This is a genomic window from Streptomyces sp. CNZ287 (assembly GCF_007827615.1).
Window position 1 is genome coordinate 30,184 of the sequence record NZ_VISV01000022.1, and the last position, 25,054, is coordinate 55,237.

Genomic DNA, 25,054 nt, shown 5'->3' on the forward strand with positions numbered 1-25,054 from the left:
GAGACGGCGGCGGCCGGAATGTCGCGTCCGGCCGCCGCCGTCTGCCGGCCCGCGGTCCTTTCAGGCGGCGGCCGCGGCCCGCTCCAGGTCCGGCCTGACGTAGTGGTCGTAGAGCGCCTGGGTGTACGAGTAACGCATCTCCGCGCCCCAGCGGACGAATTGCAGACACCGCTGCTGGAGCCGCGGGGTGTCGGCGTGGTCGAGCACGATCTGGTATCCGCGCTCGCCGTGCACCACGTCCGAGGTGATGTGCAGATCGAAGAACTCGATCTCGTCCTCGGTGAATCCGTACGATTCCCGCAGCGGCACGATCTGCTTCTTGTAGATGCTCGACACCTGCGACTCCAGGCCCACGACGAGCGCGGCGGTGGCGACCACGAAGTGCTCGCGCATGGCGACCGCGTAGCACCAGGACTGCAGGCCGCGGGTGACGGGGTTCATGTTCGAGGGGTCCTCGATGCGCTCCTTGGTGGTGCCGCACGCCTCCGCGAAGCGGATGAGGAGGTCGGTGTGGCGGATGTCCGCCAGCTCCTCCTCGTACATGTTCTGGAGCGTGAAGTCCTTGGCGCCCGTGAATTCGTCCGGGGTGTTTCCGTAGATGTACCCCAGGTAGTCGGCGAACGGGCCGACGTAGTGGTAGTGGTTCTCCGCCCAGCGGGCGAAGTGCTCGCGCTTGAGCTGCCCTTCCGCCCACGCGGTGCTGAAGGAGGCGTTCTTCGCCTCGCGGCCCTTGATGGCCTCTTCGAGCGCGCTGCGGAATTCGTCTCTAGAGAGCAGTTCCGTCATCTGCTGCGTCCTTTCCGCGGTCCGTGTGTCACCAAAGTAGGGAGCGTGCGGGGGAGTCGAGGATGGTGTTTGTGCACAGGCGTGTGCGGAATCTCTGTGCACAGTGCCGGGTACGGGTGCGGGTGCGGGTGCGGGCGGGCGTCAGAAGAGGACGGTCGCCAGCGCCGTGGCCGTCACCAGGCCGGCGACGACCGGCACGAAGCAGTGCCGGACGACCTCCTGCACCGGCACCCGCGCCACCCCCGCGACCGCCAGCAGCGACGACCACGCGATGAGCACGCCGCCGCCGGTCCACACCGAGCCCGTCTGCCCCACGGCGGCGAGCGTCGCCGGGTCGACGTCCGCGGCCGGGCCGAGGGAGCCGGAGAGCGAGCCGGTCAGCGGCAGGCCGGCGAAGCCCGACCCCTCCAGTCCTGTGATCATGCCGATGATGAGGATGGCGAACGCCACGATGAAGCCGATATCGGGGATGTACTGGTCGACGGCGGTGACGAGGTCGAAGAGGAGTGCCGGCGGCTTGTCGTCCTGCACGCCGGTGATCTCGGTGATGAAGTCGACGTTGCCGAGGAAGAAGAAGCCGGCGATGGGGACGACGACGCCCATCGCCTTGAACGCGAAGACCAGCCCGTCGACGACGTGGTCCGCGGCGAAGGTCAGCGGCACGATGAGGGCGAACGCGCGGGAGCGGCGTACGGGTTCGCCGGGGGTGCCGCCGGAGTCGGCGTCGGGGCCTGAGCCGGCGCCGCTGCCGGGGCCCGAGGCGGCGCCCGGGTCCGTAGCAGAATCGGTTCCGCTGCCGCCCGGGCCCGCGCCCCCGGCGGGCTGAGCAGCTTCGTCGCCGCCCCCGCGGAACCGCCGGACGCCGCCGCCGTACGCGCCGTGCGCCCCGCCTCCGTACCGCCGAGGGACACTCCCCCGCCGTCCGCCGACAGCGCCTCCGCCTCGGCCTCCCAGCGCACTCGGTGCTCCTCGCTGACCGTGCCGAAGGAGCGCCGCCCCTTCAGGTACACCAGCGTCAGCGCCACCACCCCGGTGATCACCGACAGCACCATCGCCCGGTCCGCGACCGCGGAGGTCTCCACGCCCGCCGCCTTCGCGGACAGCCCCGGCGCCACCTGGATCACGTAGTCGCTGGAGAGCGCCATGCCCTGCCCCGCGATGGCGATGGCCGCCGCCGCGCTGATCGCGGGCAGCCCGGCCCGGATCGCCGCGGGCAGCAGGATCGCGCCGATCAGCGGCACGGCGGGCGTCGGCCAGAAGAAGAGGCTGATGACGTACGTGACGCCGGCGAGGGCCACGAACGCCATCCGCCCGTTGCGCATCAGCGCCCGGAACGGCACCACCATGCGCCGCTCCGCACCCATCGCGCGCATCGCGCCGAGCAGCGCGGTGATGAGGGCGATGATGAGGAAGATGCTGAAAAGCTCCCCGGCCGCGGTGAGGCTCGCGGAGAAGATCGCGGCCAGCCCTTTGACGAGGCTGCCGCTGTAGAACCAGGCCGTGAAAAAGGTCGCGACGACCGCGGGAACGACGACATTCCGCCGCGCGACCATCACGCCGATGATGACGACAACCCCCGCGAGATACGTCCAGTGCGCAGCAGTGAGCTCCACGTCCGCACTCCCTACCCGGCGCCCGGCACTGCTGCCGGACTACCGAAGTCCGATGGTTGTGCGGCACTCTGGCGACCGTTTCTGCCAGGCCACAGGGGGAGGGTGCACATTGTCCGGCACATTATTTGTGCACTGTGCGGGCGGGAAGACCCCGGAGTTTCCGCGTCGTTTCCCGGCGGGGTCCCGGCCGTTGCCGGGGGTCCCGCATGTGCGGTACGCACAAGGCGGTCGCCGGATCCGGGGGCAGATTGCACATGGATCTTCGGATCGGCCGGGCGGATACTCGCCGTATGGCCGAGTCGTACGAGTCGCAGCAGCCGTCCGTCCAGCAGCAGCCTGAGCAGCGGCGCCCGCCGCGTACCCCCGTGCTCTCCGCCGGCGGCATGGCCGCGAGCGCGCACCCCGCCGTGACCTTCGCCGGCGCCGCCGTGCTGCGCGACGGGGGCAACGCCGTGGACGCGGCGCTGGCGATGGCCGCCATGTCGTGGCTCGCGCTGCCCGGCCAGTGCGGCGTCGGCGGCGACGCCTTCGCCGTCGTACGGGAGCCGGACGGCCGGGTGTGGACGGTCTGCGGCAGCGGCTACGGTCCGGACGGCGGGGACCTCGACTTCTACGCCGCCCAGGGCCACGACGCCGTGCCGCTCGCCGGACCGCTCTCCGTCGCCGTACCCGGCGCGCCCGCCGCCCTCGCCGCCCTGCACGCCACCGGCGCCACCCGCGAACTCGCCGAGTTGTGGGACCCCGCCGCCCGCGCCGCCGAGGGCGGCCTGCCCTGCACCGCGAAGACCCGGGGCGACATCGCGGAGGTCCGGCAGTTCCTCGCCGCCGACCCCGACGCGCTGCGGAACCTGCTGCCCGCCGGTCGCCTGCCCGCCGTCGGCCACCGGCTCGCACAGCCCGACCTGGCCGCGACGATACGCACCCTCGCCGCGGACCCCGCCGCCTTCTACACCGGCGCGTTCGCGGAGCGGGCGGTGGCCGCCCTGCGCGCGGCGGGCGCGCCGTTCAGCGGCGAGGAATGGGCGCTCTGCGGCGATGTGGCACCGCAGCCGGCGATCAGCACCGCCTACCGCGGCCGTACCGTGCACCAGACCCCGCCCCCCAGCCCCGGCTGGATGGCCCTCCAGCAACTCGCCCTCTGCGACGGCACCCTCGGCGCCCTCGCCCCGCTCGGCGCCGACGCCGTGCACCTGCTGGCGTCGGCGGCCCGGCTGTCCTTCGCGGACCGCGTCGAGCGCTGCGCGAGCGACACCGAGGTGTGGCGGGAGACGCTGACGCCCGCCGCGGTCGCGGCGGCGCGCGAACGCCTCGCGCGCGGCGGGGCGCCGCCGGGCGCGGCGGGCCCCGCGGACGGCGACACGACGTCGATGGCCGCCGTGGACGCGGACGGGCGGGCGGTGAGCTACATCCACTCGCTGGCGTTCACCTTCGGCTCCAAGGTCACGCTCCCCGGCACCGGCGTGCTGCTCAACAACCGCCTGGGCCGCGGCGCGTACCTCATACCCGGCCACCCCAACGCGGTCCGGCCGCGCCGCCGGCCGCTGCACACGCTGAACGCGTGGATCGTCACGGACGCGGCGGGAGGACTGGAGCACGTCGGGAACACCCCGGGCGGCGACGGCCAGGTGCAGTGGAACACCCAGCTCATCTCGCACCTGGTGGACCACGGGAGGGACCCGCAGGCGGCGGTGGAGGCACCGCGGTTCTTCATCCACCCGGGCAGCGACGCGGACGTCCTCGGGCAGCCGGAGGAGCTGCGGTGCGAGTCGCGGCTGGGCGCGGAGGTGCTGGCGGGGCTGCGGGAGCGCGGGCACGCGGTGACCGACGCGGGGCCGTGGGGCGGGGGCGGCAGCGCGATGGTGATCACGGCGGACCGGGAACGGGGCTGCCTGCTGGGCGGCGCGGACCCGCGGCAGGACGGGGTGGCGCTCGGTGTCTGAGGGGGATGCGGTTCCGGGAGCCGCTGGTGCGGCGCCGGAGGCCGGCGAGTCGGGTCGTACGGGATCGGGGGCGCCGGGCGGGACCGGGAACGGAACCGCCGCGCCCGTGCCGCAGGGGGACTACCGCGCCGCCGTCGTCGACGGCGGGCTCGCGCTCAGCGCGGGGATGACGCCGCGGGTCGGCGGCCGGCTGACCGTCACCGGCCTCGTCGGCGGCGACGTCGCGCCCGCGGTGGCCTTCGACGCCGCCGGGCTCGCGGCGCGCAACGCCGTCGCGGCGATCGTCGCCGCGCTGGACGGCAACGTGGGGCGGCTGCGGCGGCTGTTGCGGATGACGGTGTACGTGGCGTGCGCCGACGGGTTCACCGACCTGTCGGCCGTCGCGGACGGCGCCACCGCGGGGCTCCGCGGGGCCGCGCCCGCGGCGGGGCTGCCGGTGCGGTCGGCGATCGGGGTCAGGTCGCTGCCGTCGGGGGCGCCGGTGGAGGTCGAACTGACGGCGGCCGTACGCCCATGAAGCCCGTCCGCGCGTGGCGCCGGGCGGAAGGACGGAAGCGCCCCGCGGGGGCGACGCCGGCGAACGCGCCGGAGGCCGCAGGCGGCCCCGAGTCGGCCGCCGGGCCCGAGTCCGTCCCCGGAGGCCCGTCCGGGCCCGGCCCCGCGACCGCCCCGGAACCCGGGGCGGCACCCGCGACCGGCGCCGTGTCCGGGCCCGCGTCCGCCCCCGGATCCGTATCGGCCGCCACGGCCGCGCCCGCCCGCTCGCGGGCCGGCCGGTGGGGGCTGCTGCCCCTACTGACCGCCACCGTGACCACCACGATGGCCAACACCGTCGTCAACGTCCCGATGACCTCCATCCTCGCCGACCTCGACGCCCCCCTCAGCCGCGGTGTGCTCGTCGCCACCGCCTTCCCCGTGACCCTCGCCGCCCTCATGCCCGTCTCCGGCTGGCTCGGCGACCGGTTCGGGCACCGCCGCGTCCTGTGCTGGGCGATGACCGGCGTGCTGGCCGGCTCCGCCGGGGCCGCGCTGGCGCCGAGCCTGCCGGTACTCGTGGCCTTCCGGATGCTCCAGGGACTCGCCGCAGCGCCCGTGCTGCCCGTGGTGATGGTGCTGGTGGTGCAGGTGCTCGGGGAGGGGCGGCGCGGGCGGGCGCTGTCGCTGTGGGCGGCGGCCAACGGCGCCGGGCAGGCGCTCGGGCCGACGACCGGCGGGCTGCTCTGGAAGCCGCCGAGGCGGAGGCCGCGCGGATCGGCGTCAGGCAGACCATCTGCATCGCCGACGACGGCGCCCACCCGATCGCCCTGCACCGCATGACGGGCGCGCGGCTCACGGGCGTGGAGATCGCCATCGCCAAGGCGTTCACGGCCGCGGGACACCAGCGGGCGACGCACCTCTTCAACGAGGAGCCGAAGGGCCCGGCGCTGCCCGGGAACGAGGCGTTCGGGATCCAGCACATGCACCCGGGACGTTTCGCGGCGTTCGTGGGCGGGTTCCCGATCGCGTACGAGGGCGAGGTCGTCGGCGCGGTGGGGGTGAGCGGCGGCAACGGCGACCAGGACAAGGCGGTCGGCGCGGCGGCGCTGGCGGCGTTCGAGCGGAAGGTGGCGACCGGGGCGGCGTGACGACGACAGCGGCGACAACGACGGCGGCGGCCCGCCCGGCGGCCGTCTCCCGCGGGCGCGGAGCCACCCTCCGCACGGACACGGCCCTGATCCTGCTCACCGTCACGGCGGGCATCACGGACGCGATCTCGTTCCTGGGCCTGGGCGGGGTGTTCACGGCGAACATGACGGGCAACCTGGTGCTCGTCGGCATGGCGGCCACGTCCGACGAGTCGTGGCAGGAGGTGCTGCGCGGCGACGTCCTGCGCTGCACCGCCTCGTTCGCGGGCTTCGCCCTCGGCATGCTCGCGGGCTTCCGCCTGCTGCGCACCCGCCCCGCCGGCTCCGCGCGGGTGCTCGGCGCGGGGCTGGCGCTGCACGCGGTGTTCCTCGCCGGCTGGGTCGCGACGGACGCCGCCCCCGGCACCGCCGCCGGCGCCGGGCTGATCGCCGCGTCGGCGACGGCGATGGGCGTACAGACGGCGGCGGCCCGGGGGCTCGACCGGGCGGGCATCACGACGACGTTCGTCACCGGCACCCTGACGTCGCTCATCTCCGGCCTGACGCAGGGCGACCGCCGGCACGCCGCCCTGCGCACCGCGGTCCTGGCGGCGCTGCTCGTGGGGGGCCTGCTCGGCGGGGTGCTCCTGGCCTACGCGCCGAAGGCGGCGGCGGTGCCGCTGCCGGTGGCGACGGCGCTGTGCGTACGGCCGGGTCAGCCGCCGGTACGTACGGGATGAACCAGGTACTTGAGGTGGGTGACCCCCTCCCCCTCGACGGCGCGGACCTGCTCCAGACGGACGCGGCTGACGTCCACGCCGTCGAGGAGGCGGGAGCCGCCGCCGAGGAGGACGGGGACGACGTGCAGTTCGAGCACGTCGAGCAGGCCGGCCGAAAGATACTGCCCGGCGATCCGGCCGCCGCCCCACAGCATCACGTCCTTGCCGCCCGCCGCCTCCTTCGCCTGCGCGAGCGCGGACTCGATGCCGTCGGTGACGAAGTGGAACGTGGTCCCGCCGGCCATCTCGACGGCCGGGCGCGGGTGGTGGGTGACGACGAACACCGGGTAGTGGTACGGCGGCTCGTCGCCCCACCAGCCGTTCCACTGCTCGTCCTCGGCCCAGGGCCCGCCGCCGATCGGCCCGAACATGCCGCGGCCCATGACGGCGGCGCCGATGTTCTCGACGGTCTCCGCGAAGACCTGCGAACTGGCGTTGACCTCACCGCCTTCGCCGCCGTGCGCCTCGCGCCAGCCGGCGAGCGGCACGACCCAGTCGTGCAGGGCCTCTCCGCCCACGCCCAGGGGGTTCTCGACGCTCTGGTCCGGTCCGGCGACGTAGCCGTCGAGGGAGAGGGAGATGTGACATCTGAGGTTGGCCATGGGGCGAGCATGTCCGGGACCGGGGGATGACGTCCAATGCCAGAACATCGAAGATCACATCAATATTCTTGATGAGTGCTGAACCTCGTCCATCTGAAAGTGCTCGCGGCGGTGGCACGCCACGGCTCGGTGACCGAAGCCGCACGTGAACTCCACTACTCGCAGCCGTCGGTGAGCCACCACCTCTCCCGGCTGGAGGCGGCGACGGGCGCGAAGCTCGTCCAGCGCACGGGCCGTGGCATCCGCCTCACCCCGGAAGGCGCACTGCTGGCCCGCCGCGCCACCGAGATCGTCGGCCGCGTCGACGCGGCGGCCGGCGAACTCGCCGCCCAGGTGGGCCTGCGCGCCGGTCGCGTACGCCTGGCCGCCAACGCCTCCGTACTCAGCACGATCGTCCCGAGGGCGGCCCGCACGCTGGCCGAAGCCCACCCGGGCATGGCACTGAGCATCACCGACCGCCACCCGGTCGAGGCACTGCAGATGCTCCGCCGGGGAGACGCCGACGTGGCCCTCGTCTTCCGCTACGCCCACGCCCCGCTGGAGGACGACGGCTTCCGCCTCGTCCACGTGGCGGACGACCCGGTCCACCTGATCAGCCGGCGCCCGGACGACAGCGTGGCCGATCACCGCGGCTCGCCGTGGATCGGCGGCTGCGAACGCTGCCGGCACGAACTGACCGCCATATGCGCGACCCACGGCTTCACCCCGCGGATCGACTCGTTCTGCGACGACATGGTCGTGGTCCAGGCCCTCGTCGCGGCGGGCATCGGCGTGACCACCCTCCCGGGCCTGGCCCTTGCGGCCCACCGGGGGGAGGGAATCCACGCGACGGAGATCCCGGGGGCGGAGCGCCGGATCTACGCGGCGACGTACGGCGACCCGCCGGACCCGCCGGGGGCGACGACGCTCGTGGAAGCGCTTCACATGGCAGCGGCGGAACTCACGGCACAGTAGTCTCGACACGAACGTCTTCCATATCACCGCCTCGGCGGCGAACTCCCTCCTCTCGCGAGGGAGTTCTACGGGCGTCACGGCGGGCCTGCAGCAATTCTGCAAGCGGGCTGCAAGGAAACACTCTGGTCATCTCCCGCAGACTCGGATGCGCGGGCCGGATACCCGGCCCGATGCCGCAATCTGGGGGAGAAGAGATCGATTATGCCGCGGTTTGTCATCGTGGGAATGACGAGGCTGGCGATGACTGCGCCCGTCGAGGAATTTCCGCTGCAATACAGCGCGTACCGCAGCGCTTCATGGATGCGCTGCACCGTCGTGGGAGGTGCGTACAACGTCGCCGGCGCGTTACGGAAGCTGGGGAGTGAGGCACACGTCTGCACGCTCGTGGGAACCGACGAAGCCGGAGCCGTGATCCGGGAGGCCATGGAGCGGCGGGGACTGAAGGGACGGGGAGTCGTCGACGTGGCGGAGACGGCCAAGACCATGATCCTCACCGACCCGAGCGGCCGCGTGGCACGCAATGCCTGGGCCGTGGGCGGTTCGGGCGACTATCCGATGGAGCGCTTCATCGAGCAGGGGGTGGACGCGGATCTGGCGGTGATCACCAACCGGCCGTTCGGCGAGCCCTTCCTGCGGCCGGCGAAGGAACTGCTGGGGCTGCCGGTGGCCGTGGACCTGCATGTGTCGGCCGATCTGGACGACGAGAGCCACCGGCCGTGGCTGGAGGTGGCCGACGTGCTCTTCTGCAGCCACGAGCGGCTGCCGGGCACGTGCGCCGAGTGGATCGGGGAGGTCTTCCGCCGTTACCCGGGATGCCGGATCGCCGCGGTGGGACGCGGCGAGGACGGCTGCGTCATGGGGCTCCAGGACGGGCGGCTGGTGGAGATCGGCGCCGTCACGCCACGGCCGGTCCGCGACACGGACGGCGCCGGGGACGCGCTGTTCGCCTCCTTCCTGCACGGCTGGCTCACCTCGGGCAAGCCGGTGGAGGCGCTGGAGTCGGCCGTTCTCTTCGCCGGCTGGAAGGTCGGGGCCGGCTCGGCGGCGGAGGGTTTCCTCACCGACAGGGAACTGGCCGCTCTGCGCCGGGTCTACCCGCTGCGTACGCGCGTCGGCACCTGGCGCTAGGCGTCAGTGCGGCGCCGGCGCGGGATCCGCGGGTCCGTCCGGCCCGGCGCCGGGATCGGCGTCGGGATCGGCGTCGGGATCAAGGCGGCGCCGGTGTCCGGCGGCGCGCTCCGCGTGCGGGAGGGCGCCGAGCTTGCGGTAGACCTCTTCGGCCCGGGCGTAGTGGCCCCGGGCCGAAAGGGGATTCCCCTCCTGCTCGGCGATCTCTCCGAGGGTTTCGCGCAGGGTGCCCTCGTCGAAGACCGCGCCGGCGCCGCGGAGTTCGGCCAGCGCGGTTTCGAGTTGGGCGCGCGCGGCCGGGCGGTCACCGGCGCGCAGATACGCCTGCCCGAGGCGGCGGCGCGCGGGGATCTCGGAGTTGAGGTCCGCCGTCCCCTCGATCAGGTCCATAGCCTGCGTGAGGTGACGGACGGCGTCGTCATGGTGCCCGAGGAGGCTTTCCACCTCGCCGATGGCGGAGTGCTCCCGCGCGGTTCCGCGGGTGTCCCCCACATCCTCCCGGATGGCGAGTGCGGTACGGAACAGCTCGCCCGCCCGGCCGAGTTCCTCTTGTTGCAGGTGGACGAGGCCCACGTTGTGCAGGACCAGCGCCTCACCCCTGCGGTCGCCGATCTCGCGGCGGAGCTCCAGCGCCTGGCCGAAGGCGACGAGCGCGTCTTCGTACCGGCCGGTGTCCCGCAGGGCCACTCCGAGGCCGGTCCGCAGCCTCGCCTCGCCGAGGCGGTGACCGCACGCACGGGCGGCCTCGGCGCCGATCCGGTGGCTGGCGATCCAGTCGCGGTGGTAGCGCGCGTAGATGAACACACCCCACATGGCGTCCACGATCTGCCAGGCGGCTGCGTCGTGACCGCGCGCCGAGGCGAGCCGCAGGACGGCCATGAGGTTGCCGAGTTCCGTCTCGAACCACCCGAGTGCGGTGGCGAAGTCCGCGAACGTACGGCTCTCCTCAGGCGGGAACCGGTATTCCGGCGCCGGGCGCCGGCGCTGGGGATAGACGACGTGATCGGCGCTGTCCGCGGTGGCGAGATAGTGGTCGATGATCCGCCGTTCGGTCATCGCACGCAGGTCGAGGTCGTCGTCCGCTTCGCCCCGGTGCCTGGCGTGCTCGTGGATGAGGTCGTGGAAGTGGTACCGGCCGGGGTGGTCCATGCCGAGGAGGTTCGCGTGCACCAGGGTCGCCAGGCTGTCGGCAGGCGCGGGGATCTCGGGACGTACGGCGGCGGCGGCCTCGGCGACGCCCACGTCGAACTCACTGCCGGGGTGCAGGCCCATCCGGCGGTAGAGCCGCGCGGCGTCGCCGGGGAGCGCCGTGTACACCTCGTCGAGTCTGGTCTTCATGGATACCTCCTCGTCTGCTTCCGTGAGATGAGACCCGACGGCGGGGCCCGTCACCGCCGTCGCCACGCTCCAGCCGGGCCGCGCGACGAGCAGCGCCGCGCTGACGCAGACCGCGAGCGGGAAGCGGCCGCAGGAGAGGACCAGCTCGCGGGCGGCGGCGGCATCGGCCGCGACGCGATCGTGCCCGGCCATGTTGCCCAGCAGTTCTATGGCCGAATCCGTGTCCAGCGGATCGAGCCGCACGAACTCCGCGCCGTCCAGCACCAGGGGCCGCAGATGCCACCGGCTGGTCACCACGCAGACACTGCCCGCGGACGCGGGCATCAGGGGGCGGATCTGGGCGGCCGACAGGGCGTTGTCGCAGAGGACGGCGACACGTCTGTCCGCCGTGACCGTACGGAAGTGGGCCATCTGCCCGGCGAGGTCGACGGGGACGTGCTCGGGAGCCACGCCGAGCGCCTGCAGAAACCGGGGCAGCACGTGGGCGGGACTGGTCGGCTCGCCTGCCCGGTGCCCCTCCAGCCCGGCGTAGAGCTGGCCGTCGGCGAAGTCGTCGCTGTGGCGGTGCAGCCACGACAGCGCGAGAGACGTCTTCCCCACCCCGGGCAGCCCGCTGATGGAGACGAGCGCGGAGGAGTCCTCGCTGCGCGCCCGCGCGAGCGCGAGGTCGAGCACCTCCAGCCCCGCCTCGCGGTTGGTGAAGTACCGGGGCCGCGGCGGAAGCTGCCGGGGAACGGGCGGCCGCTGCCGCTGCGCGGCACCGAGGTACACGTCCCCGCGGATGGTGGCCGCCTGAAGACTGGGCCCGTGGACGGTCCCGGACAGCTCGTTGCGCGTGTCACTCCGCCCCCATGGCGCATGACCGTCGGACGGTGGCATCCGGATACCCCCAGGGTCGTCAAGATCGAATCCGACTGTAGCCACACCTGGGCTGGCATATCCCTCTGGCAACTGCCAACACTCGAATGAGTGACTGGCACGCTCACCATCTCAGGCATACGTCGCATACACGGCTTACGACTCCTGTGCGACTGTCGCACAGAGCACCGCCCGCAACCAGGGGATTGTCAGCCGCCCTGAGCGGTGCCCCGCCCGTTTGTCGCGGGCGGAGCACCGGGGGTGGGGGGGGGTGCGCGTCAGGGCGTCGGGGTAGTGCAGGCGCCGGTGGTGCACTTCTTCAGCCAGTCCGCGAAGTCCGCGTCGTAGCGGTTGCCTATCGTGGTGGTCAGCAGCGTGCGTGCCGACTCCCAGTCGCCCGTGCGGTAGTGGCCCAGCAGCGTCGCCACGTCCTCCGGGTGGGATTCGAGGAGATAGCGGACCGCCAGGTAGCCCCACTGGTAGGTGCGGGTCGTGTCGCTGTTCTCGTAGGTGGTGTCGAAGAGCGTGCTGAGGGCGTAGGTGTTCTTGCCCGCCTCCTCGATCGCCTTCTCGTTGGGCAGGTCGCGGTACGCGTAGCTGATGTACTCCGCGAAGCCCTCGACCCACATGACCGTCGGCGTCTTCATGTTCTCCTCGAAGTCGCCGTACATGTTGAAGCGGCCGTCGAGGTAGTGCGTGTATTCGTGGTTGAGGTTCCAGATCTCGAACTCGTCGGCCCATTCCGCGCGGTAGGCGATGAACCGCGGCAGGTTCCCCTCCTTCGCCGGGTCGCCTTCCAGGTACATGCCGCCGTTGTTCGTGTCGATGCCGAAGACGACCCCGGCATAGGTCTGGTAGTCGAGGCTGGAATCGAAGGCGACGACTTCCAGCTTGATGTTGTTGTCGTCCGCCACGGGCCCGTTGTCCTTGGCCACGCCGTGGAAGAACTCGTCCTGCCCGAGCATGCTCGTGCAGGACTGTTCAAGCTGCTCGTCGGTCAGCTTCTGCGCCACGATCTCCAGGCTGCCGGCACACGCGTGCGCGACCGGCAGCACCGCCTCACGTACGCGCTCCTGAAGGTCGCACGTGCCGAAGAAGTCACAGTTCTCCTTGTCGTACGCGTCCGTCATCTCCGCGACGCCGACCCACAGCGCCGCGGTGGCCGGGTCGTCGAGGGAGGTGGCGCCGAGGAGTTCCTTCGCCAGCGGGCGGACCGCCCCGCGGAGCTTGTCGTGCTGGAGGAACCGGCCCAGTTCGCGGCCCGCGTTGGTGGTCAGGAACTGCTTGTCGGTGCCGATCAAGTCCTTGTGGTTCGTCGCGAAGTCCCGCAGGAGGGTCAGCAGGCTCTGGTCGGCGGCCACCGCGTCGACGAACTCCGGCACCCAGTTGCCGCGGAAGATCACGGTGTAGGCGCTGTTGACGGCGTTGACCATCCAGTAGAACGCGTCGTACGAGGAGTCGTAGTCCGTCAGCAGCTTCTTGACGACGTTCAGGTAGCGGGCGTTCTCCGTGGCGCTGTCGATCAGGATGACCGACTCGGAGAGCGTCTGGCCGTTGGCCTCCGTCACGTCGTACGCGCGGGAGGAGCCGAAGAAGGCGTCCAGGCCGGCCTGGACGGCGGTCTTGAGCGCCGGGCCGTACTCGCCGACGCCCTCGGGGTCGCCGTACTGCACGTAGTAGCCGGCGCGCAGGTACAGCACGATCTGCGTGATCGACGCGCTGTTGTCGCCCTGGTACGAGGCGGCGGTGTCACGGTAGGCGTTCGCGACCGTGACCATCTGCGACTCCTGGAAGAGCGCGCGGGCGTCGGCGCCGGTGACGCCGAACAGCGTGTTGACGCAGGCCGTCTCCGACGCCTTGATCTGGTCGACCAGCGCGCCGCCGGTCTTGGACGCGAAGTCCGCGACATCGCACGCGGCCGCCCCGGGGTCCGCTGCCGTACGGGCCAGCCTGCGCGCGGCGGCGTCCGTGCCGGCCTCCCGCGGCGGGAGGAGGGCGGCGTCCGCCTTCAGTTCGGCGGTCGTCATCGGGTCGGCCGGCGCGAGGGCGGCCGCGAGTGCGTCGGGGGTGGACTGCTTCGGGGCGGGGGCCGACGCCGGCGCGGGCGCCCCGCCCGGCGCGGCGGTGGCTCCGGCGGCGGGGGCGAGCCGTGCGTACCCCGCCCCCAGACACATCACCAGGGCGACCACCAGGAGGAAGAACCCCGTTCTCGACATGGGGGGTTTGGCTGTCAAGTGAGCCTCCGAGTTCGTACGTTCCGCGTGCGCGGGACGGCCGGAAGCGACTGGCTGTCATGCACACGAGGCTTGGTGCCATGTAAAATTACACACGTCACATGGCGCGCCAAGGCCCCTGTCACCGCGGGCACTTGCACTTTTGATGCGTGAACACCCCCGCCGCATAACGGATTCGCATCGTCGCGGGACGGGCGGCCCGCGGCCCGCTCTCTCCCCGGCAAGCGTTCTTTCGCCCTCTCCTCCCTCATGGAATGACCGCCATGTCCGACAGCCCCACCGCCTTCCCCGCGTCCGGCGCCGCCCCCGGCGACGCCGACCTGACCGCCCTGATACGCGACGCGCTCCCCGGCGCCGCCGACGCGGCGCTCGACGAGCTGTACCGGCGGCACCGCGCCGCGGTGCTGGCGTACGCGCGCAGTTGCACGCGGGACCCGCACACCGCGGAGGACCTGACGTCGGAGGCTTTCGCGGGCGCGCTACGGGCCCTGCGCGGCGGCGGCGGTCCCGACGGGCCGTGGCGGCCGTACCTGCTGACGGCCGTCAGGCGGACCGCGGCCGCGTGGTCCCGTACGGCCCGGCGCACCGAGCTGTCCGCCGACTTCGAGGGCTGGCTGACGCGGGCGCCGACGGTGGAGAGCAGCGAGGAGGGGACGCTGCGCAGGGAGGACGCGAACCTGGTGCTGCGCGCGTTCCGCAGCCTGCCGGAGCGGTGGCAGACGGCGCTGTGGCACTCGGCGGTCGAGGGCGAGTCGCCGGACCGCATCGCGCCGCTGCTGGGCCTGACGGCGAGCGGCGTCACGTCGCTCACGGCGCGGGCGCGGGAGGGGCTGCGCGAGGCGTATCTGGCGGAGCGCGCGGGGGCCGCCGGGGCGCCGGCGGAGTGCCGGCACTACACCGGGCTGCTGGCCGCGTCGGTACGGCGCGGGGGACGGCGGCGCCGCGGGCAGCGCGGACTCGAGCACCACCTGGCGGTCTGCCGCCGGTGCCGCCGGACGAGCGCGGAGCTGCGGGAGCTGAACAGCTCGCTGAGCGCGGCGCTTCCGGCGGGGCTGCTGCTGTGGACGGGGGCGTCGTACGGGGCGGATGGTGCGGGCGGTACGGCCACCCTCGGCGCCACCGCCTCCGCCACCGGCGGCGCCGCCACCGCCACCGCTGCCACCGCCACCGCTGCCTCCGCCTCCACCGGGCTCGCCGCGGCCGTCAAGACCGCCGCCGTCGGCGCCGCCGTCCTCGCCATCGTCGTCACCGGCTCCACCACCTTCCCCGGCGGCGGTGACCCCCCGCCGCCACCGCCCGCCCCCACCCTGACGACCGCCGCCCCCACCCCCACCGGGGAGCGCAGCAGATCCGAGCCCGGGGAGAACGACGCCGGCCCGCCCACCGCCTCTGCCGACCGCACCGAGGGACCCGACGCCGCCGAGAACCGCGGCGGAGACGGCGATCCGGCCCGCAAGCCGACCGCCTCCGACGGCCGGCCCCCCGCAGGCGACGACACCGGCCCCCCGCCCGACTGGTCCCCGCCCGCCGACGACCGCACCGCCCTGCCCGTCGCCGCCACCGGCCGCTGCATGGACATCGGCGCCGCCGCCGGCGACCAGCCGTACGAGGCCGACTGCGACGGCGGCCGCAGCCAGCAGTGGGAACTCCTCGTCTCCCTGCCCCCCGTCCAGGAGGTACGCATCCGCAACCACGCCACCGGCATGTGCCTCACCCACTCCGGCACCGATGCCGACGGCGCCCCGGTCAGCCAGCGGCCGGGCGCCTGCCTGTCCGACGCGTCCACCGCCCACTGGAAGTACTTCCTGGAGGACGACGACAAGGTGGTCTTCACCCAGCGGGACTCCTCCGGGCAGTTCCTCGGCCTCGACGACTGGCGCGCCGCCGCCGAAGGCCGCCCGCACGCCCCGGACATCGGCACGACCGCGAACTATGAGGCGACTCCCTCGCTCCGCTTCCGCTACCGGGGCCCCGCCTTCGGCTACTGACCGGCGGCCACGAGGACCCTTGGTAAAGCGCGGGCAAAGTCGCGGGACGCCCGGGCCCGTACGCACTCCTCCCCTCCAGGAACCCGATCACCGAGTCCGTACGGGAGAGGCATGAGCAGCGTTGCGCGGCGCGACGCCGGGAGCGCCGACTGGGCCCCGGGATACGAGCGCCGGGAGCGGTGGCGGCGGCGGCCGGTGCTGACGGCGATACAGCGGTACGCGGGCGTGAGTTGCACCGCCCTCGGCGTCCAGGACCTGCCGCCGCGCGGCGTCGGCCCGCGGGTGGTGGAGCACCACGTCGCGCTGGTCCTGCTCGCGGGCTCCGGCTGGTTCTCCTGGGGCGGGCGGGAGCGGATCCGCATCGGGGCGCCGGCGCTGCTCTGGCTGCTGCCCGGCGTCCCGCACTGCTACGGGCCCGGCAAGCCCGGGTGGACGGTGGCCTTCGCCGGCTTCGGCGGCCCGGCACTCGCCGCCTGCGCCCAGCGCGGCCTCGTCCCCGCCCCGGCCGACGCCGTCGTCCCCCTCGCCACGGGCGCCCCCGCGCACCGTACGATCCGCAAACTCGCCACCGTCTGCAACGAGTCCGAGCCCGCCTACGACGCCACCTCCGCCGCCGGACTCCACGAACTCCTCGCCGTCCTGCGCCGCTCCCGCACCGAACCGCCGCCCGGGCCACCGGGGGTCGTCGAGGAACTCGCCCGCGCCGCCCACCTGCCGGTCTCCGTGGCCGAGCACGCCCGCCGGCTGGCGCTGCCGCTGCCCGAACTGCGCGAGGAGGTCCAGTACACGACCGGGTGCAGCCCGAAGGACTTCGTCCTCGGCGCCCGGCTGAACACGGCCAAGGACCTGCTCGCCACCACGGACCTCAAGGTGGCCGCCATCGCCCGCCGCATCGGCTACGCCGACCCCGGGCACTTCACCCGGCTCTTCACCCGCCGCGTGGGCATGCCGCCGGGCGCCTTCCGCGCCGGGTACCCGCCCGTGCCGCATTGACGTGCGCCTGCCCGTTCCCTGGCGTGCTGTCGTTTCGGGGCGGGGAATTCATGGGTCCAAGGCGGTCGGCTTGAGTCTCATCGAACGGGAACAGCCCCTGCTCGATGGGTTACGGCCGGACGAGCGGGCGGCGCTGCTGGCACTCGGCGTACCGCGGAGCTACGCGAGCGGCGACGTGCTCCTCCCCGAGCGCGCCCCCACCTCGTACGTCGTCGCCCTCCTCCGCGGCTGGACGGTCGTCTCGGTGGCGACCGAGCGCGGCCACCGGCCCATCCTCGCGCTGCGCGGCGCGGGCGGGCTGGTCGGCGATCTGGCGGCAGTCGACCGCAGGCCGCGCAGCGCCACGGTGACGGCGCTGGGGGCCGTGGACACCGCGGTGATTCCCGGCGACCGGTTCCGCGGCGCCAGCCCCGCGGTCAGCGCGCTGGTGCTCAGACAGCTCAGCTCCAGGCTGCGCAGCTCCGACGGCGAACGGCGGTCGCTGGCCTCGGAGAACGTGCTCCAGCGGCTGGCCGTACGGCTCCTGGAACTGGCCCGGCGCACCGGCCGCCGGCACCCGGACGGCAGCGTGACCATCGACCTGCCGCTGCCGCAGCACGACCTCGCCGCCTCCGTGGGCTCGACCCGGGAGGCCGTCGCGAAGGCGCTGCGGCTCCTGCGCGAGCAGGGCATCGTCCGTACCGGGACCCGGGACCCGGGACCCGGGTCGCTGGCTGCTGGAGCAGTCGTACGACCTGGGGGCGATCCTGGCGGCGAAGTACCGCTGGATGCGGTGGGCGGTGGGGTGCCTGGTGGCGGGAGGAGCGGTGATCGCGGCGACGGCACTGCTCTGAGGGCACTCCTCATTTATCACAGCGCTGTTATATTAGCGCTGTGACATCTGCGGACCCCACCAAGCTGCCCGACCCCTGGCAGTCCCTGCACACGCTCCTCGCCGGCCTCGACGCCGAGATCGAGCAGGTCTACGCCGACCGCGGCATCAAGGGCGTACGCCCGCGCTTCGCGTATCCGCTCATCCGGCTCGCCCACACCGGGCCGCTGACCATCCGCGAGCTGGCGGAGTCGCTGCACCGCTCCCACTCCGCGGTGAGCCAGACCATCGCCGCCATGCGCAAGGAGGACCTGGTCACCTCCGAGCCGGGGCCCGACGCCCGTACCCGGCGGATCGAGCTGACCGAACGCGGCCGGTCGCTCGTCCCGTTCCTGGAGGCGGAGTGGCGCGCGACGCACGCGGCAGTCGCCGAGCTGAACGACACACTGCCGTACGCGATGACCGCGGTGGTCGAGGACGTACGGGCGGCGCTGGCGGACCGCTCGATGCGCGAGCGCATCGAGGACCACCTCGCCGAGCCACCCCGATGAGACGGCGCGTCCGCTTCCTCGACACCCGCCCGCTGCGCAGCAGTCCCCCGTACCGCGCCCTGTGGATCGGCACATCGGCCTCCCAACTCGGCGCCCAGATCACCCTCGTGGCCGTGCTCGCCCAGGTCTGGGACCTGACGGGCAGCCCCGTCGGCACCGGCGCCATCGGCCTGGCCACCGGCGTCCCGATGATCCTCTTCGGCCTCCTCGGCGGCACCCTGGCCGACACCGTGGACCGCCGCACGCTCGTACGGGCCACGACGGCGGGCCAGTTGCTGGCCGCGGGCGCCCTGTGCGCCCAGGCGCTGGCGGACAACAGGAACGTCGTCCTCCTGCTCGCCCTGGTCGCCCTCAGCACCGTCTTCGCCGCCCTCGGCGCCCCCGCCCGGCGCACCTTCCCGGTCCGCCTGCTGCCGGCCGACCAGGTCGCGGCGGGCCTGGCGCTGAACAACGTCTCCTTCCAGTTCGCCATGCTCGCGGGACCGGCGGCGGCCGGGCTGATCATCGCCCGCTGGGGCCTCCCCGCCGCGTACGCCACCCAGGCCGCAGCGATCGCCGTCGCGACGGCCGCGGTCCTCCGCCTGCCCCCGATGCACCCCGAGGGCGTACGGGAGAAGGGCGGCAGACGCCGGGCGGAACGCGGCGGCTGGCGCATCGTCCTGCGCCGCCACACGCTCTGGGGTTCACTGGCCACCGACCTGTCGGCCACGCTCCTCGCGATGCCCGTCGCGCTCTTCCCGCTCGTCAACGAGGTCCGCTTCGACGGCGATCCGCAGACCCTCGGCCTCTTCCTCTCCGCCGTCGCGGTCGGCGGCATCACGGCGGGGCTGCTCTCCGGCACCGTCACCCGCGTCCGCCGCGGCGGCCTGGTCCAGTTGATAGCGGCGGCGGTCTGGGGCGCGGCCCTCGCCTGCTTCGGCCTGGCAGGACCCCTCTGGCCGGCCCTCGCCTGCCTCGCCGTGGCGGGCGCCGCCGACACGGTCTCGGTCGTCACCCGCAGCGCCCTGGTCCAGCTCGAAACCCCGGACGCCTACCGCGGCCGGGTCTCGTCGGTGGAACACGTCATCGGCGTGGCGGGACCCGAACTCGGCAACTTCCGCGGCGGCCTCGTCGCCTCCGCCACCTCGGCGACGGTCTCCCTGGTCACGGGCGGCCTGGCGGCGGTGGCGGCGATAGCGGCGATAGCCGCCGCCAACACCCCCCTCAGGGCCTACCGCACCCCGCAGGCGGAAGCGCAACCCCCGGCCGCGCCCGAAGCCGCCACCCAGCCGGCCTCCTGACCACACAGAAGGCGTGGGCGGCACCGAACGCCGCGCCCGGGCCGCGCGTGACGGTGCTCAGGCGCGGCGCTCCGCGGCGGCCTCGACGATCTCGTCCAGGCGGGCGAGGGCGGCGGTGTACTCGTCTATCTGCTGCCTGATCCGGGCCCGTTCGGCGTCGAGCATGGCACGCTGCTCGCCGGTCGTGGTGCCGGTGTCGATGCAGGGAAGCAGCTCGGCGATGCGGCGGCTGGGCAGCCCGGCCGCGTAGAGCTGCTGGAAGAAGCGGACCCGGTCGACGGCGTCGTCGGCGTACTCGCGCTGCCCGCCGGGGCTGCGGGCGGGCGTGAGCAGCCCCTGCTCCTCGTAGTAGCGCAGCGCCCGGACGCTCACTCCGGAGCGCCTGGCGACCTCTCCGATACGCACGGGCACCTCTCTCCGGCACAGGACTTGCACCTGACGTCAACGGTAGGTCTTAGCGTACCGGCATGACCACACCACACACCCGCCCCTCCCCCGGCCTCCGCCTCGACGGCTCGGTCCCCCTGGTGACCGGCGCCAACCGCGGCCTGGGCCGCCTCTTCGCCCAGCAGCTCATGGAGCGCGGCGCCACCCGCGTCTACGCGGCAGCCAGGCGCCCGGAGTCGGTCGACCTCCCCGGCGTCGTACCGCTGCGGCTGGATGTCACCGACCCCGCCCAGGCGGCGGCAGCCGCCGACGCGGCGGGCGACGTGACGCTCGTCGTGAACAACGCGGGAGTCAGCCACTGGACCGATCTCGTCACCGGCGACCTCGCCGCCGTACGCGCGGAGATGGAGACGAACTTCTGGGGCACCCTCAACGTCGTACGCGCCTTCGCCCCGGCCCTGGCGGCCAACGGCGGCGGCGCGATCCTCAACGTCCTGTCCGCACAGTCCTGGTTCGCCTACCCGGGCACCAACGGCTACCACGCCTCCAAGGCCGCCCAGTGGGCCCTGACGAACGCCGTCCGCATGGAGTTGGCGGCACAGAACACCCTGGTCACCGCCCTCCATCTGGGCGCGGTGGACACCGACTTCAGCGCCGCCTACACCGGCCCGAAGGGCGACCCCGCCCCGGTCGCCCGCGCCGGCCTGGACGGCATCGAGGCAGGCGGAGCGGAAGTCCTGGCCGACGCCTGGAGCACCCACGTCAAAAAATCCCTGGCCGAGGACCCCACCCGCCTCTACGACGAGATCCGCGCCGGCGTCGTCTGACCGGCCCGCGGGTAGGAACCGTCCGGTCGGATCCCCGTGTCCTGAAGGCCGGACGCGTGCAGGAGTCGTGGTCGCCGCGCACCCCGGGGTGGAGCATCTCGCCGTACGGGCGGAGGAGCTGGGCCTGGACAGCTTCTGGGTCTACGACACCCCGATGGTCCACGGGGACCCCTTCGTCGCCCTGAGCCTCTGCGCGCGGGCCACCCGCCGCATCAGGCCCGGTATCGGCGTCACCTCGCCGGCGCTGCGTTCGGCCCCGGCGGCGGCGAGCGCGTTCGCCAGCCTCAACGCCCTGGCCCCGGGCCGGATCATCTGCGGGGTCGGCACCGGCAACACGGCCAGGCGCACCCTGGGCATGCAGCCCACCAAAGCGGCGGAGCTGGAGGACTTCGTCGCCGCGCTGCAGGACCTGTGCGCCGGACGCCCGGCCGCGTACCGCGAAGGAGACCGGGCCGGCGACATCCGGTTCCTGCACACCGGGGCGCACGTGAACACCACCGACCCGATCGAGTTCGTCGTGGCCGCGTTACGCGGACCCAGGGCGGCCGCCGTCGCGGCACCGGCCTCATCTCCTTCGGCCTGCTCGACCCCGCCGCCTGGCAGGCGCTGCACGCCGCCCGCCGCGACGCCTCCTCCCGCGAACCGGGCCCCTCCGGGGACTCGTACCTGATCACCGCGCTCCACGTACTCGACGAGGACGAGGACTCCACCGGCCCCGCCGCCCGGGACGCGACAGGCCACCTCGTCATGTCGCTGCTGGCCTTCGCCGCCGACACACCGGACGTCACCGGACACCTCGGCCCGGACGAACGCGAGGCGGTACGCCGCCTCCTGCACCGCCGCGGCACCACCGCCACCGCGCCGGACCGGTACACCAGGCTCTACCCCGGCTACCTCTGCCGCATCGCACCGCGGGACCGGGACCTGATCCTGCCCTCGCTGATGCACGCCCTGGCCCTCGTCGGCACCCGCGACGACCTCCTCGCCCGCCTCACGTCCCTGGAACAGGCAGGCGTCGACGAACTCCTCATCCAGCCGGTGATCGACCCGCCCACGGAGATGGCCCGACTCGCCCAGCTCCTCGCCTGAGGAGAAAAAGGCCAGGTCACAGCGGCATGGGCGGTGGTCCCGCGCGACAACCTTGCGTCCGCTTCGCCGATCACGCCAAAACCCCAGCTCAGAGAGATTCTGAGCTGGGGTCCGATGGAGCCGCCTAAGGGAATCGAACCCTTGACCTACGCATTACGAGTGCGTCGCTCTGGCCGACTGAGCTAAGGCGGCAGGTTGCGGGCCGGGGCCCTGGCAACGGCGACAAGTTTACACAGTTCCCCGGGGTCCTCCGCACGCGGTTTGGGGAGTGGGCTACCGGCAGCGCTTGCCGTCCTGGGGCGGGGTGCCTTCCAGGAGGTAGGTGCCGACCGCCTCGTCGATGCAGCCGTTGCCCCGGGCGTACGCCGTGTGGCCGTCGCCCTCGTACGTCAGCAGCACGCCCTCCTTGAGCTGGGCCGCCAGGCTCTCCGCCCAGACGTACGGGGTCGCCGGGTCGCGGGTGGTGCCGACGACCAGGATCGGGTCGGTGCCCGCGGCCTCGATGCGGTTGGCTTCGCCGGTGGCGGTGACGGGCCAGTCGGCGCAGTTCAGGGCGGCCCAGGCGAAGTCGCGGCCGAAGACCGGGGAGTCCGCCTCGAAGTCCGGGACCAGCTTCTCGACGTCCGCCGGGGTCTCGAAGGGGGGCGGCTGGTCGAGGCAGTTCACGGCGGCGAAGCCGTACATCATGCTGCCGTACGAGCCGTCCGGCTCGCGTTCGAAGTACATGTCCGCCAGCGCCAGCAGCCCGCTGCCGTCCTTGCGCTCCATCGCGTCCGCCAGGGAGTCGCGGAGCTGCGGCCAGAAGTCCTCCTGGTACATCGCCATCAGCACGCCCATCGTCGCCAGCGGCTCGCCCAGCGCCCGCTGCTCGCCGGTCGGCACCGGCTTCGCGTCGAGGCGGTCCAGGAAGTCGCGGAGCTGCGTGCCCGCCTCCTCGGCGCTGCCCGTGCCCAGCGGGCAGTCGGAGCGCTGGACGCAGTCCTCGGCGAAGGAGTCGAAGGCGGTCGTGAAGCCGGCGTTCTGGTCGAGGTTCAGTTGCCGGGAGGTGAGGGACGGGTCCATCGCGCCGTCGAGGACCAGGCGGCCGGCGCGCTGCGGGAAGAGGCCCGCGTAAGTGGCACCGAGCATCGTGCCGTACGAGGCGCCGACGTACGTCAGCTTCCTGTCGCCGAGGACGCCGCGGAACACGTCCATGTCCCGGGCCGCCTCCTCCGTCGAGACATGGCCCAGCAGGTCACCCGCGCGCTTCGCGCAGCCCTGGGCGAAGCGGTCGAAGGACGCGGTCAGCGCCTCGACCTCGCCCTCGTCGTCGGGCGTCTGGTCGACCTGGGTGTGCGCCTCGAACTCCTTGTCCGTCAGGCACTTCACCGGCTGGCTGCTGCCCACGCCGCGCGGGTCCATCGCCACGATGTCGTACCGGGCCCGGACGTCGGCCGGATATCCGATGCCCGCGAAGTCCTGCATGAACTCGATCGCCGAGGCGCCCGGGCCGCCCGGGTTCACGTGCAGCGAGCCCAGGCGCTCGCCGGGGTCCTCGGCCTCCTTGCGGGCCACCGCCAGCTTCAGGTCCCCGCCGTCCGGCTCGGCGTAGTCCATCGGTACGCGCAGCGTCGTGCAGGCGAAGCCGGGGGCGTCGTCGCACTCGGTCCAGCGCAGCTTCTGCTCGTAGTACGGCCTCAGGTCCGCGGGGATCTTCGCGGGGAGCGGCTGGAGCACCTTGCTGACGCTGCCGGCGCGGGCGGCGTCGGCCCCGCTGCCGCCGGTCCCCGTGCCGCCGTCGTCGGATCCGGCGGAGTCACACCCGGCGGCGGTGATCAGCACCAGCAGCGCGGCGACGGGTGCGGCCGTACGGAACAGGCTGCGGAATTCCATGCGCCTGAGCGTAACCGCTGGAGGAGGGGCCTCCACCCGGTCACCCTCTCCCCGTACGAGTGACGCGGGGGCGTGGGGTGTCCGGGCGCTGCTTCGCGTTCCCTACGGCTTGCGCAGCGTCACCGTCATCGCCTCCAAAGCCAGCAGCGGCGCCACGTTCCGCTCCAGCGCGTCCCGGCACTCCATGATCGCGTCGATCCGCCGCAGCGTGATCTCCGCGCTGCTGTCCTCCGCGATCCGCCGCAGCCCGTCCCCCACGTCCGCGCACGGCAGCAGCGAGGCGTCGGCCACCGCGCCGAGCTGGAGCGCGAGCACGTCCCGGTAGAAGCCCGCGAGGTCGGTGAGGGCCAGGTCGAGGCTGTCGCGCTGGCTGCGCGTCGCCCGGCGCTTCTGGCGCTCCTGGAGGTCCTTCATCACGCCCGCCGTGCCGCGCGGCATCCGGCCGCCGGGCTGCGCGCCGAGCGCCGTGCGCATCTCCTCCGTCTCCTGCTCGTCCAGCTCCTCCGCCCGTTCCTTCGCCGCGTCCGCCGCGACCTCGACCAGCTCCTGCGCCGCGCGCAGGCAGCCGCCGATGTCGTCGACGCGGAGCGGTATCCGCAGCACCGCCGCCCGGCGTTCGCGGGCGCGGTCGTCGGTGGCCAGCCGGCGGGCCCGGTCGAGGTGGCCGCCGGCGGCGCGGGCGGCGGACTCGGCGACCGCGGGGGTGATGCCGTCGCGCTGGACGAGGACCGCGGCGACCGCCGCGACCGCGGGGGTGCTGAGGGAGAGGTGGCGGCAGCGGGAGCGGATCGTGGGCAGCACGTCCTCCAGCGACGGGGCGCAGAGCAGCCACACCGTGCGCGGGGCGGGCTCCTCGATGGCCTTCAGCAGGACGTTGCCCGCGCCCTCCGTGAGGCGGTCGGCGTCCTCGACGACGAGGACCTGCCAGCGGCCGCCGGAGGGGGCGAGCTGGGCGCGGCGGACCAGCTCCCGGGTCTCCTTGACGCCGATGGTGAGGAGGTCGGTGGCGACGACGGTGACGTCCGCGTGGGTGCCGACGAGGGCGGTGTGGCAGCCGTCGCAGAAGCCGCACCCGGGGCCGGCGGACACGCGGTCGGGGCTGACGCACTGGAGGGCGGCGGCGAACGCGCGGGCCGCCGTCGCCCGGCCGGCGCCCGGCGGTCCCGTGAAGAGCCAGGCGTGCGTCATCGCGGAGGTGGAGTGGGGCCCGGCGGCCGCTGCCGGGTGGCCGCCGGGGGCGGCGGTGCCGGCTTCCGCCGTGACCCGGGCGTCGGCGGCGCGGGCGGCGGCGGCCAACTGCTCGCCGACCCGCTGCTGCCCGACCAGCTCGTCCCACACCGCCATGGCACCGTCCCTCCGTCGTCCGCCGACCATTGTGCTGCACGCCACTGACAGCCGGCCGCCGGCCGCTCCCCGGTCC

22 protein-coding genes, 1 tRNA gene and 1 pseudogene are annotated in these 25,054 nt (G+C 73.5%); 14 read left to right on the forward strand and 10 right to left on the reverse strand.

Going from position 1 to position 25,054, the window contains the following annotated elements:
* Positions 1–60: 60 nt before the first annotated feature.
* From FB457_RS30115 to FB457_RS30120, 3 genes are all read right to left on the reverse strand, one after another.
* Positions 61–786 (reverse strand): iron-containing redox enzyme family protein, encoded by a 726-nt coding sequence (locus tag FB457_RS30115; RefSeq protein WP_145783890.1) that lies wholly within the window; start codon positions 784–786, stop codon positions 61–63.
* A 141-nt stretch (positions 787–927) separates the two neighbouring features.
* Positions 928–1,449: a hypothetical protein gene (locus FB457_RS36550; RefSeq protein WP_486589183.1), complete on the reverse strand. Its 522-nt coding sequence runs from the start codon at positions 1,447–1,449 to the stop codon at positions 928–930.
* Complete coding sequence (locus tag FB457_RS30120) at positions 1,440–2,399, reverse strand: hypothetical protein (protein ID WP_486589184.1); 960 nt, start codon at positions 2,397–2,399, stop codon at positions 1,440–1,442. The genes FB457_RS36550 and FB457_RS30120 overlap by 10 nt, the downstream gene beginning before the upstream one ends.
* A 290-nt stretch (positions 2,400–2,689) precedes the next feature.
* Between FB457_RS30120 and FB457_RS30125 the strand changes: the two genes are divergently transcribed.
* From FB457_RS30125 to FB457_RS30145, 5 genes are all read left to right on the forward strand, one after another.
* A complete protein-coding gene (locus tag FB457_RS30125) occupies positions 2,690–4,339 on the forward strand; it encodes a gamma-glutamyltransferase family protein (RefSeq protein WP_047016500.1) in 1,650 nt (549 codons plus the stop codon).
* A gap of 106 nt (positions 4,340–4,445) precedes the next feature.
* The gene (locus tag FB457_RS30130) at positions 4,446–4,856 is read left to right on the forward strand and encodes a Rid family hydrolase (RefSeq protein ID WP_145783892.1); all 411 of its coding nucleotides are present in this window, start codon (positions 4,446–4,448) and stop codon (positions 4,854–4,856) included.
* Positions 4,857–5,146: 290 nt separating this feature from the next.
* Complete coding sequence (locus FB457_RS30135; protein WP_486589185.1) at positions 5,147–5,656, forward strand: MFS transporter; 510 nt, start codon at positions 5,147–5,149, stop codon at positions 5,654–5,656.
* Positions 5,590–5,964, forward strand: a complete 375-nt coding sequence (locus FB457_RS30140; protein ID WP_486589193.1) for a GlcG/HbpS family heme-binding protein — start codon at positions 5,590–5,592, stop codon at positions 5,962–5,964. Before FB457_RS30135 ends, FB457_RS30140 begins: the two co-directional genes overlap by 67 nt.
* Positions 5,961–6,683, forward strand: coding sequence for a YoaK family protein (locus FB457_RS30145; protein ID WP_145783896.1), 723 nt, complete (start codon positions 5,961–5,963; stop codon positions 6,681–6,683). Before FB457_RS30140 ends, FB457_RS30145 begins: the two co-directional genes overlap by 4 nt.
* On the opposite strand, the gene FB457_RS30150 is transcribed toward FB457_RS30145, so the two are convergent.
* Complete coding sequence (locus FB457_RS30150) at positions 6,659–7,324, reverse strand: dihydrofolate reductase family protein (protein WP_047016503.1); 666 nt, start codon at positions 7,322–7,324, stop codon at positions 6,659–6,661. The genes FB457_RS30145 and FB457_RS30150 overlap by 25 nt on opposite strands.
* Positions 7,325–7,399: 75 nt before the next feature.
* Between FB457_RS30150 and FB457_RS30155 the strand changes: the two genes are divergently transcribed.
* Both FB457_RS30155 and FB457_RS30160 read left to right on the forward strand, forming a co-directional pair.
* A complete protein-coding gene (locus tag FB457_RS30155; RefSeq protein ID WP_047016504.1) occupies positions 7,400–8,278 on the forward strand; it encodes a LysR family transcriptional regulator in 879 nt (292 codons plus the stop codon).
* A gap of 225 nt (positions 8,279–8,503) precedes the next feature.
* Entirely contained in the window at positions 8,504–9,406 is a 903-nt protein-coding gene (locus FB457_RS30160; RefSeq protein ID WP_164492537.1) for a carbohydrate kinase family protein, read from the forward strand.
* A gap of 3 nt (positions 9,407–9,409) precedes the next feature.
* Here the strand turns inward: FB457_RS30160 and FB457_RS30165 are convergent, their stop codons facing one another.
* Both FB457_RS30165 and FB457_RS30170 read right to left on the reverse strand, forming a co-directional pair.
* Complete coding sequence (locus FB457_RS30165; RefSeq protein WP_052770333.1) at positions 9,410–11,515, reverse strand: tetratricopeptide repeat protein; 2,106 nt, start codon at positions 11,513–11,515, stop codon at positions 9,410–9,412.
* A 365-nt stretch (positions 11,516–11,880) separates the two neighbouring features.
* Positions 11,881–13,776: a collagenase gene (locus tag FB457_RS30170; protein WP_047020042.1), complete on the reverse strand. Its 1,896-nt coding sequence runs from the start codon at positions 13,774–13,776 to the stop codon at positions 11,881–11,883.
* Between the two features lie 323 nt (positions 13,777–14,099).
* Here FB457_RS30170 and FB457_RS30175 point away from each other — a divergent pair, with 323 nt between their 5' ends.
* The 5 genes from FB457_RS30175 (at position 14,100) to FB457_RS30195 (ending at position 19,459) form a co-directional block, all read left to right on the forward strand.
* Positions 14,100–15,824, forward strand: a complete 1,725-nt coding sequence (locus FB457_RS30175; RefSeq protein ID WP_186462067.1) for a sigma-70 family RNA polymerase sigma factor — start codon at positions 14,100–14,102, stop codon at positions 15,822–15,824.
* Positions 15,825–15,935: 111 nt separating this feature from the next.
* The gene (locus FB457_RS30180; RefSeq protein ID WP_186462068.1) at positions 15,936–16,817 is read left to right on the forward strand and encodes a helix-turn-helix domain-containing protein; all 882 of its coding nucleotides are present in this window, start codon (positions 15,936–15,938) and stop codon (positions 16,815–16,817) included.
* Positions 16,818–16,887: 70 nt separating this feature from the next.
* Positions 16,888–17,694: a Crp/Fnr family transcriptional regulator gene (locus FB457_RS30185; RefSeq protein ID WP_486589186.1), complete on the forward strand. Its 807-nt coding sequence runs from the start codon at positions 16,888–16,890 to the stop codon at positions 17,692–17,694.
* Complete coding sequence (locus tag FB457_RS30190) at positions 17,691–18,179, forward strand: MarR family winged helix-turn-helix transcriptional regulator (protein WP_047016507.1); 489 nt, start codon at positions 17,691–17,693, stop codon at positions 18,177–18,179. Before FB457_RS30185 ends, FB457_RS30190 begins: the two co-directional genes overlap by 4 nt.
* Complete coding sequence (locus FB457_RS30195) at positions 18,176–19,459, forward strand: MFS transporter (RefSeq protein WP_145783900.1); 1,284 nt, start codon at positions 18,176–18,178, stop codon at positions 19,457–19,459. The genes FB457_RS30190 and FB457_RS30195 overlap by 4 nt, the downstream gene beginning before the upstream one ends.
* A 57-nt stretch (positions 19,460–19,516) precedes the next feature.
* Here FB457_RS30195 and FB457_RS30200 read toward each other — a convergent pair whose 3' ends face one another.
* Positions 19,517–19,864, reverse strand: a complete 348-nt coding sequence (locus FB457_RS30200; protein ID WP_047020045.1) for a MerR family transcriptional regulator — start codon at positions 19,862–19,864, stop codon at positions 19,517–19,519.
* A 62-nt stretch (positions 19,865–19,926) separates the two neighbouring features.
* Here FB457_RS30200 and FB457_RS30205 point away from each other — a divergent pair, with 62 nt between their 5' ends.
* Positions 19,927–20,673, forward strand: coding sequence for an SDR family oxidoreductase (locus FB457_RS30205; protein ID WP_145783902.1), 747 nt, complete (start codon positions 19,927–19,929; stop codon positions 20,671–20,673).
* A gap of 67 nt (positions 20,674–20,740) precedes the next feature.
* Positions 20,741–21,762 (forward strand): annotated as a pseudogene (locus FB457_RS30210) (LLM class flavin-dependent oxidoreductase).
* 115 nt (positions 21,763–21,877) lie between these two features.
* Here the strand turns inward: FB457_RS30210 and FB457_RS30215 are convergent.
* From FB457_RS30215 to FB457_RS30225, 3 genes are all read right to left on the reverse strand, one after another.
* Positions 21,878–21,954: transfer RNA gene (locus FB457_RS30215), tRNA-Thr, on the reverse strand.
* An 81-nt stretch (positions 21,955–22,035) separates the two neighbouring features.
* Complete coding sequence (locus FB457_RS30220) at positions 22,036–23,634, reverse strand: alpha/beta hydrolase (RefSeq protein ID WP_145783904.1); 1,599 nt, start codon at positions 23,632–23,634, stop codon at positions 22,036–22,038.
* Between the two features lie 102 nt (positions 23,635–23,736).
* The gene (locus FB457_RS30225; RefSeq protein ID WP_145783906.1) at positions 23,737–24,978 is read right to left on the reverse strand and encodes a DNA polymerase III subunit delta'; all 1,242 of its coding nucleotides are present in this window, start codon (positions 24,976–24,978) and stop codon (positions 23,737–23,739) included.
* Between the last annotated feature and the right edge of the window lie 76 nt (positions 24,979–25,054).

Excerpts from the sequence above, each read along its gene's own strand:
- FB457_RS30115 (WP_145783890.1), bottom strand. The coding sequence starts at position 786 with ATGACGGAACTGCTCTCTAGAGACGAATTCCGCAGCGCGCTCGAAGAG.
- FB457_RS30125 (WP_047016500.1), top strand. The coding sequence starts at position 2,690 with ATGGCCGAGTCGTACGAGTCGCAGCAGCCGTCCGTCCAGCAGCAGCCT.
- FB457_RS30150 (WP_047016503.1), bottom strand. The coding sequence starts at position 7,324 with ATGGCCAACCTCAGATGTCACATCTCCCTCTCCCTCGACGGCTACGTC.
- FB457_RS30160 (WP_164492537.1), top strand. The coding sequence starts at position 8,504 with ATGACGAGGCTGGCGATGACTGCGCCCGTCGAGGAATTTCCGCTGCAA.
- FB457_RS30170 (WP_047020042.1), bottom strand. The coding sequence starts at position 13,776 with ATGTGTCTGGGGGCGGGGTACGCACGGCTCGCCCCCGCCGCCGGAGCC.
- FB457_RS30175 (WP_186462067.1), top strand. The coding sequence starts at position 14,100 with ATGTCCGACAGCCCCACCGCCTTCCCCGCGTCCGGCGCCGCCCCCGGC.
- FB457_RS30180 (WP_186462068.1), top strand. The coding sequence starts at position 15,936 with ATGAGCAGCGTTGCGCGGCGCGACGCCGGGAGCGCCGACTGGGCCCCG.
- FB457_RS30195 (WP_145783900.1), top strand. The coding sequence starts at position 18,176 with ATGAGACGGCGCGTCCGCTTCCTCGACACCCGCCCGCTGCGCAGCAGT.
- FB457_RS30205 (WP_145783902.1), top strand. The coding sequence starts at position 19,927 with ATGACCACACCACACACCCGCCCCTCCCCCGGCCTCCGCCTCGACGGC.
- FB457_RS30220 (WP_145783904.1), bottom strand. The coding sequence starts at position 23,634 with ATGGAATTCCGCAGCCTGTTCCGTACGGCCGCACCCGTCGCCGCGCTG.
- FB457_RS30225 (WP_145783906.1), bottom strand. The coding sequence starts at position 24,978 with ATGGCGGTGTGGGACGAGCTGGTCGGGCAGCAGCGGGTCGGCGAGCAG.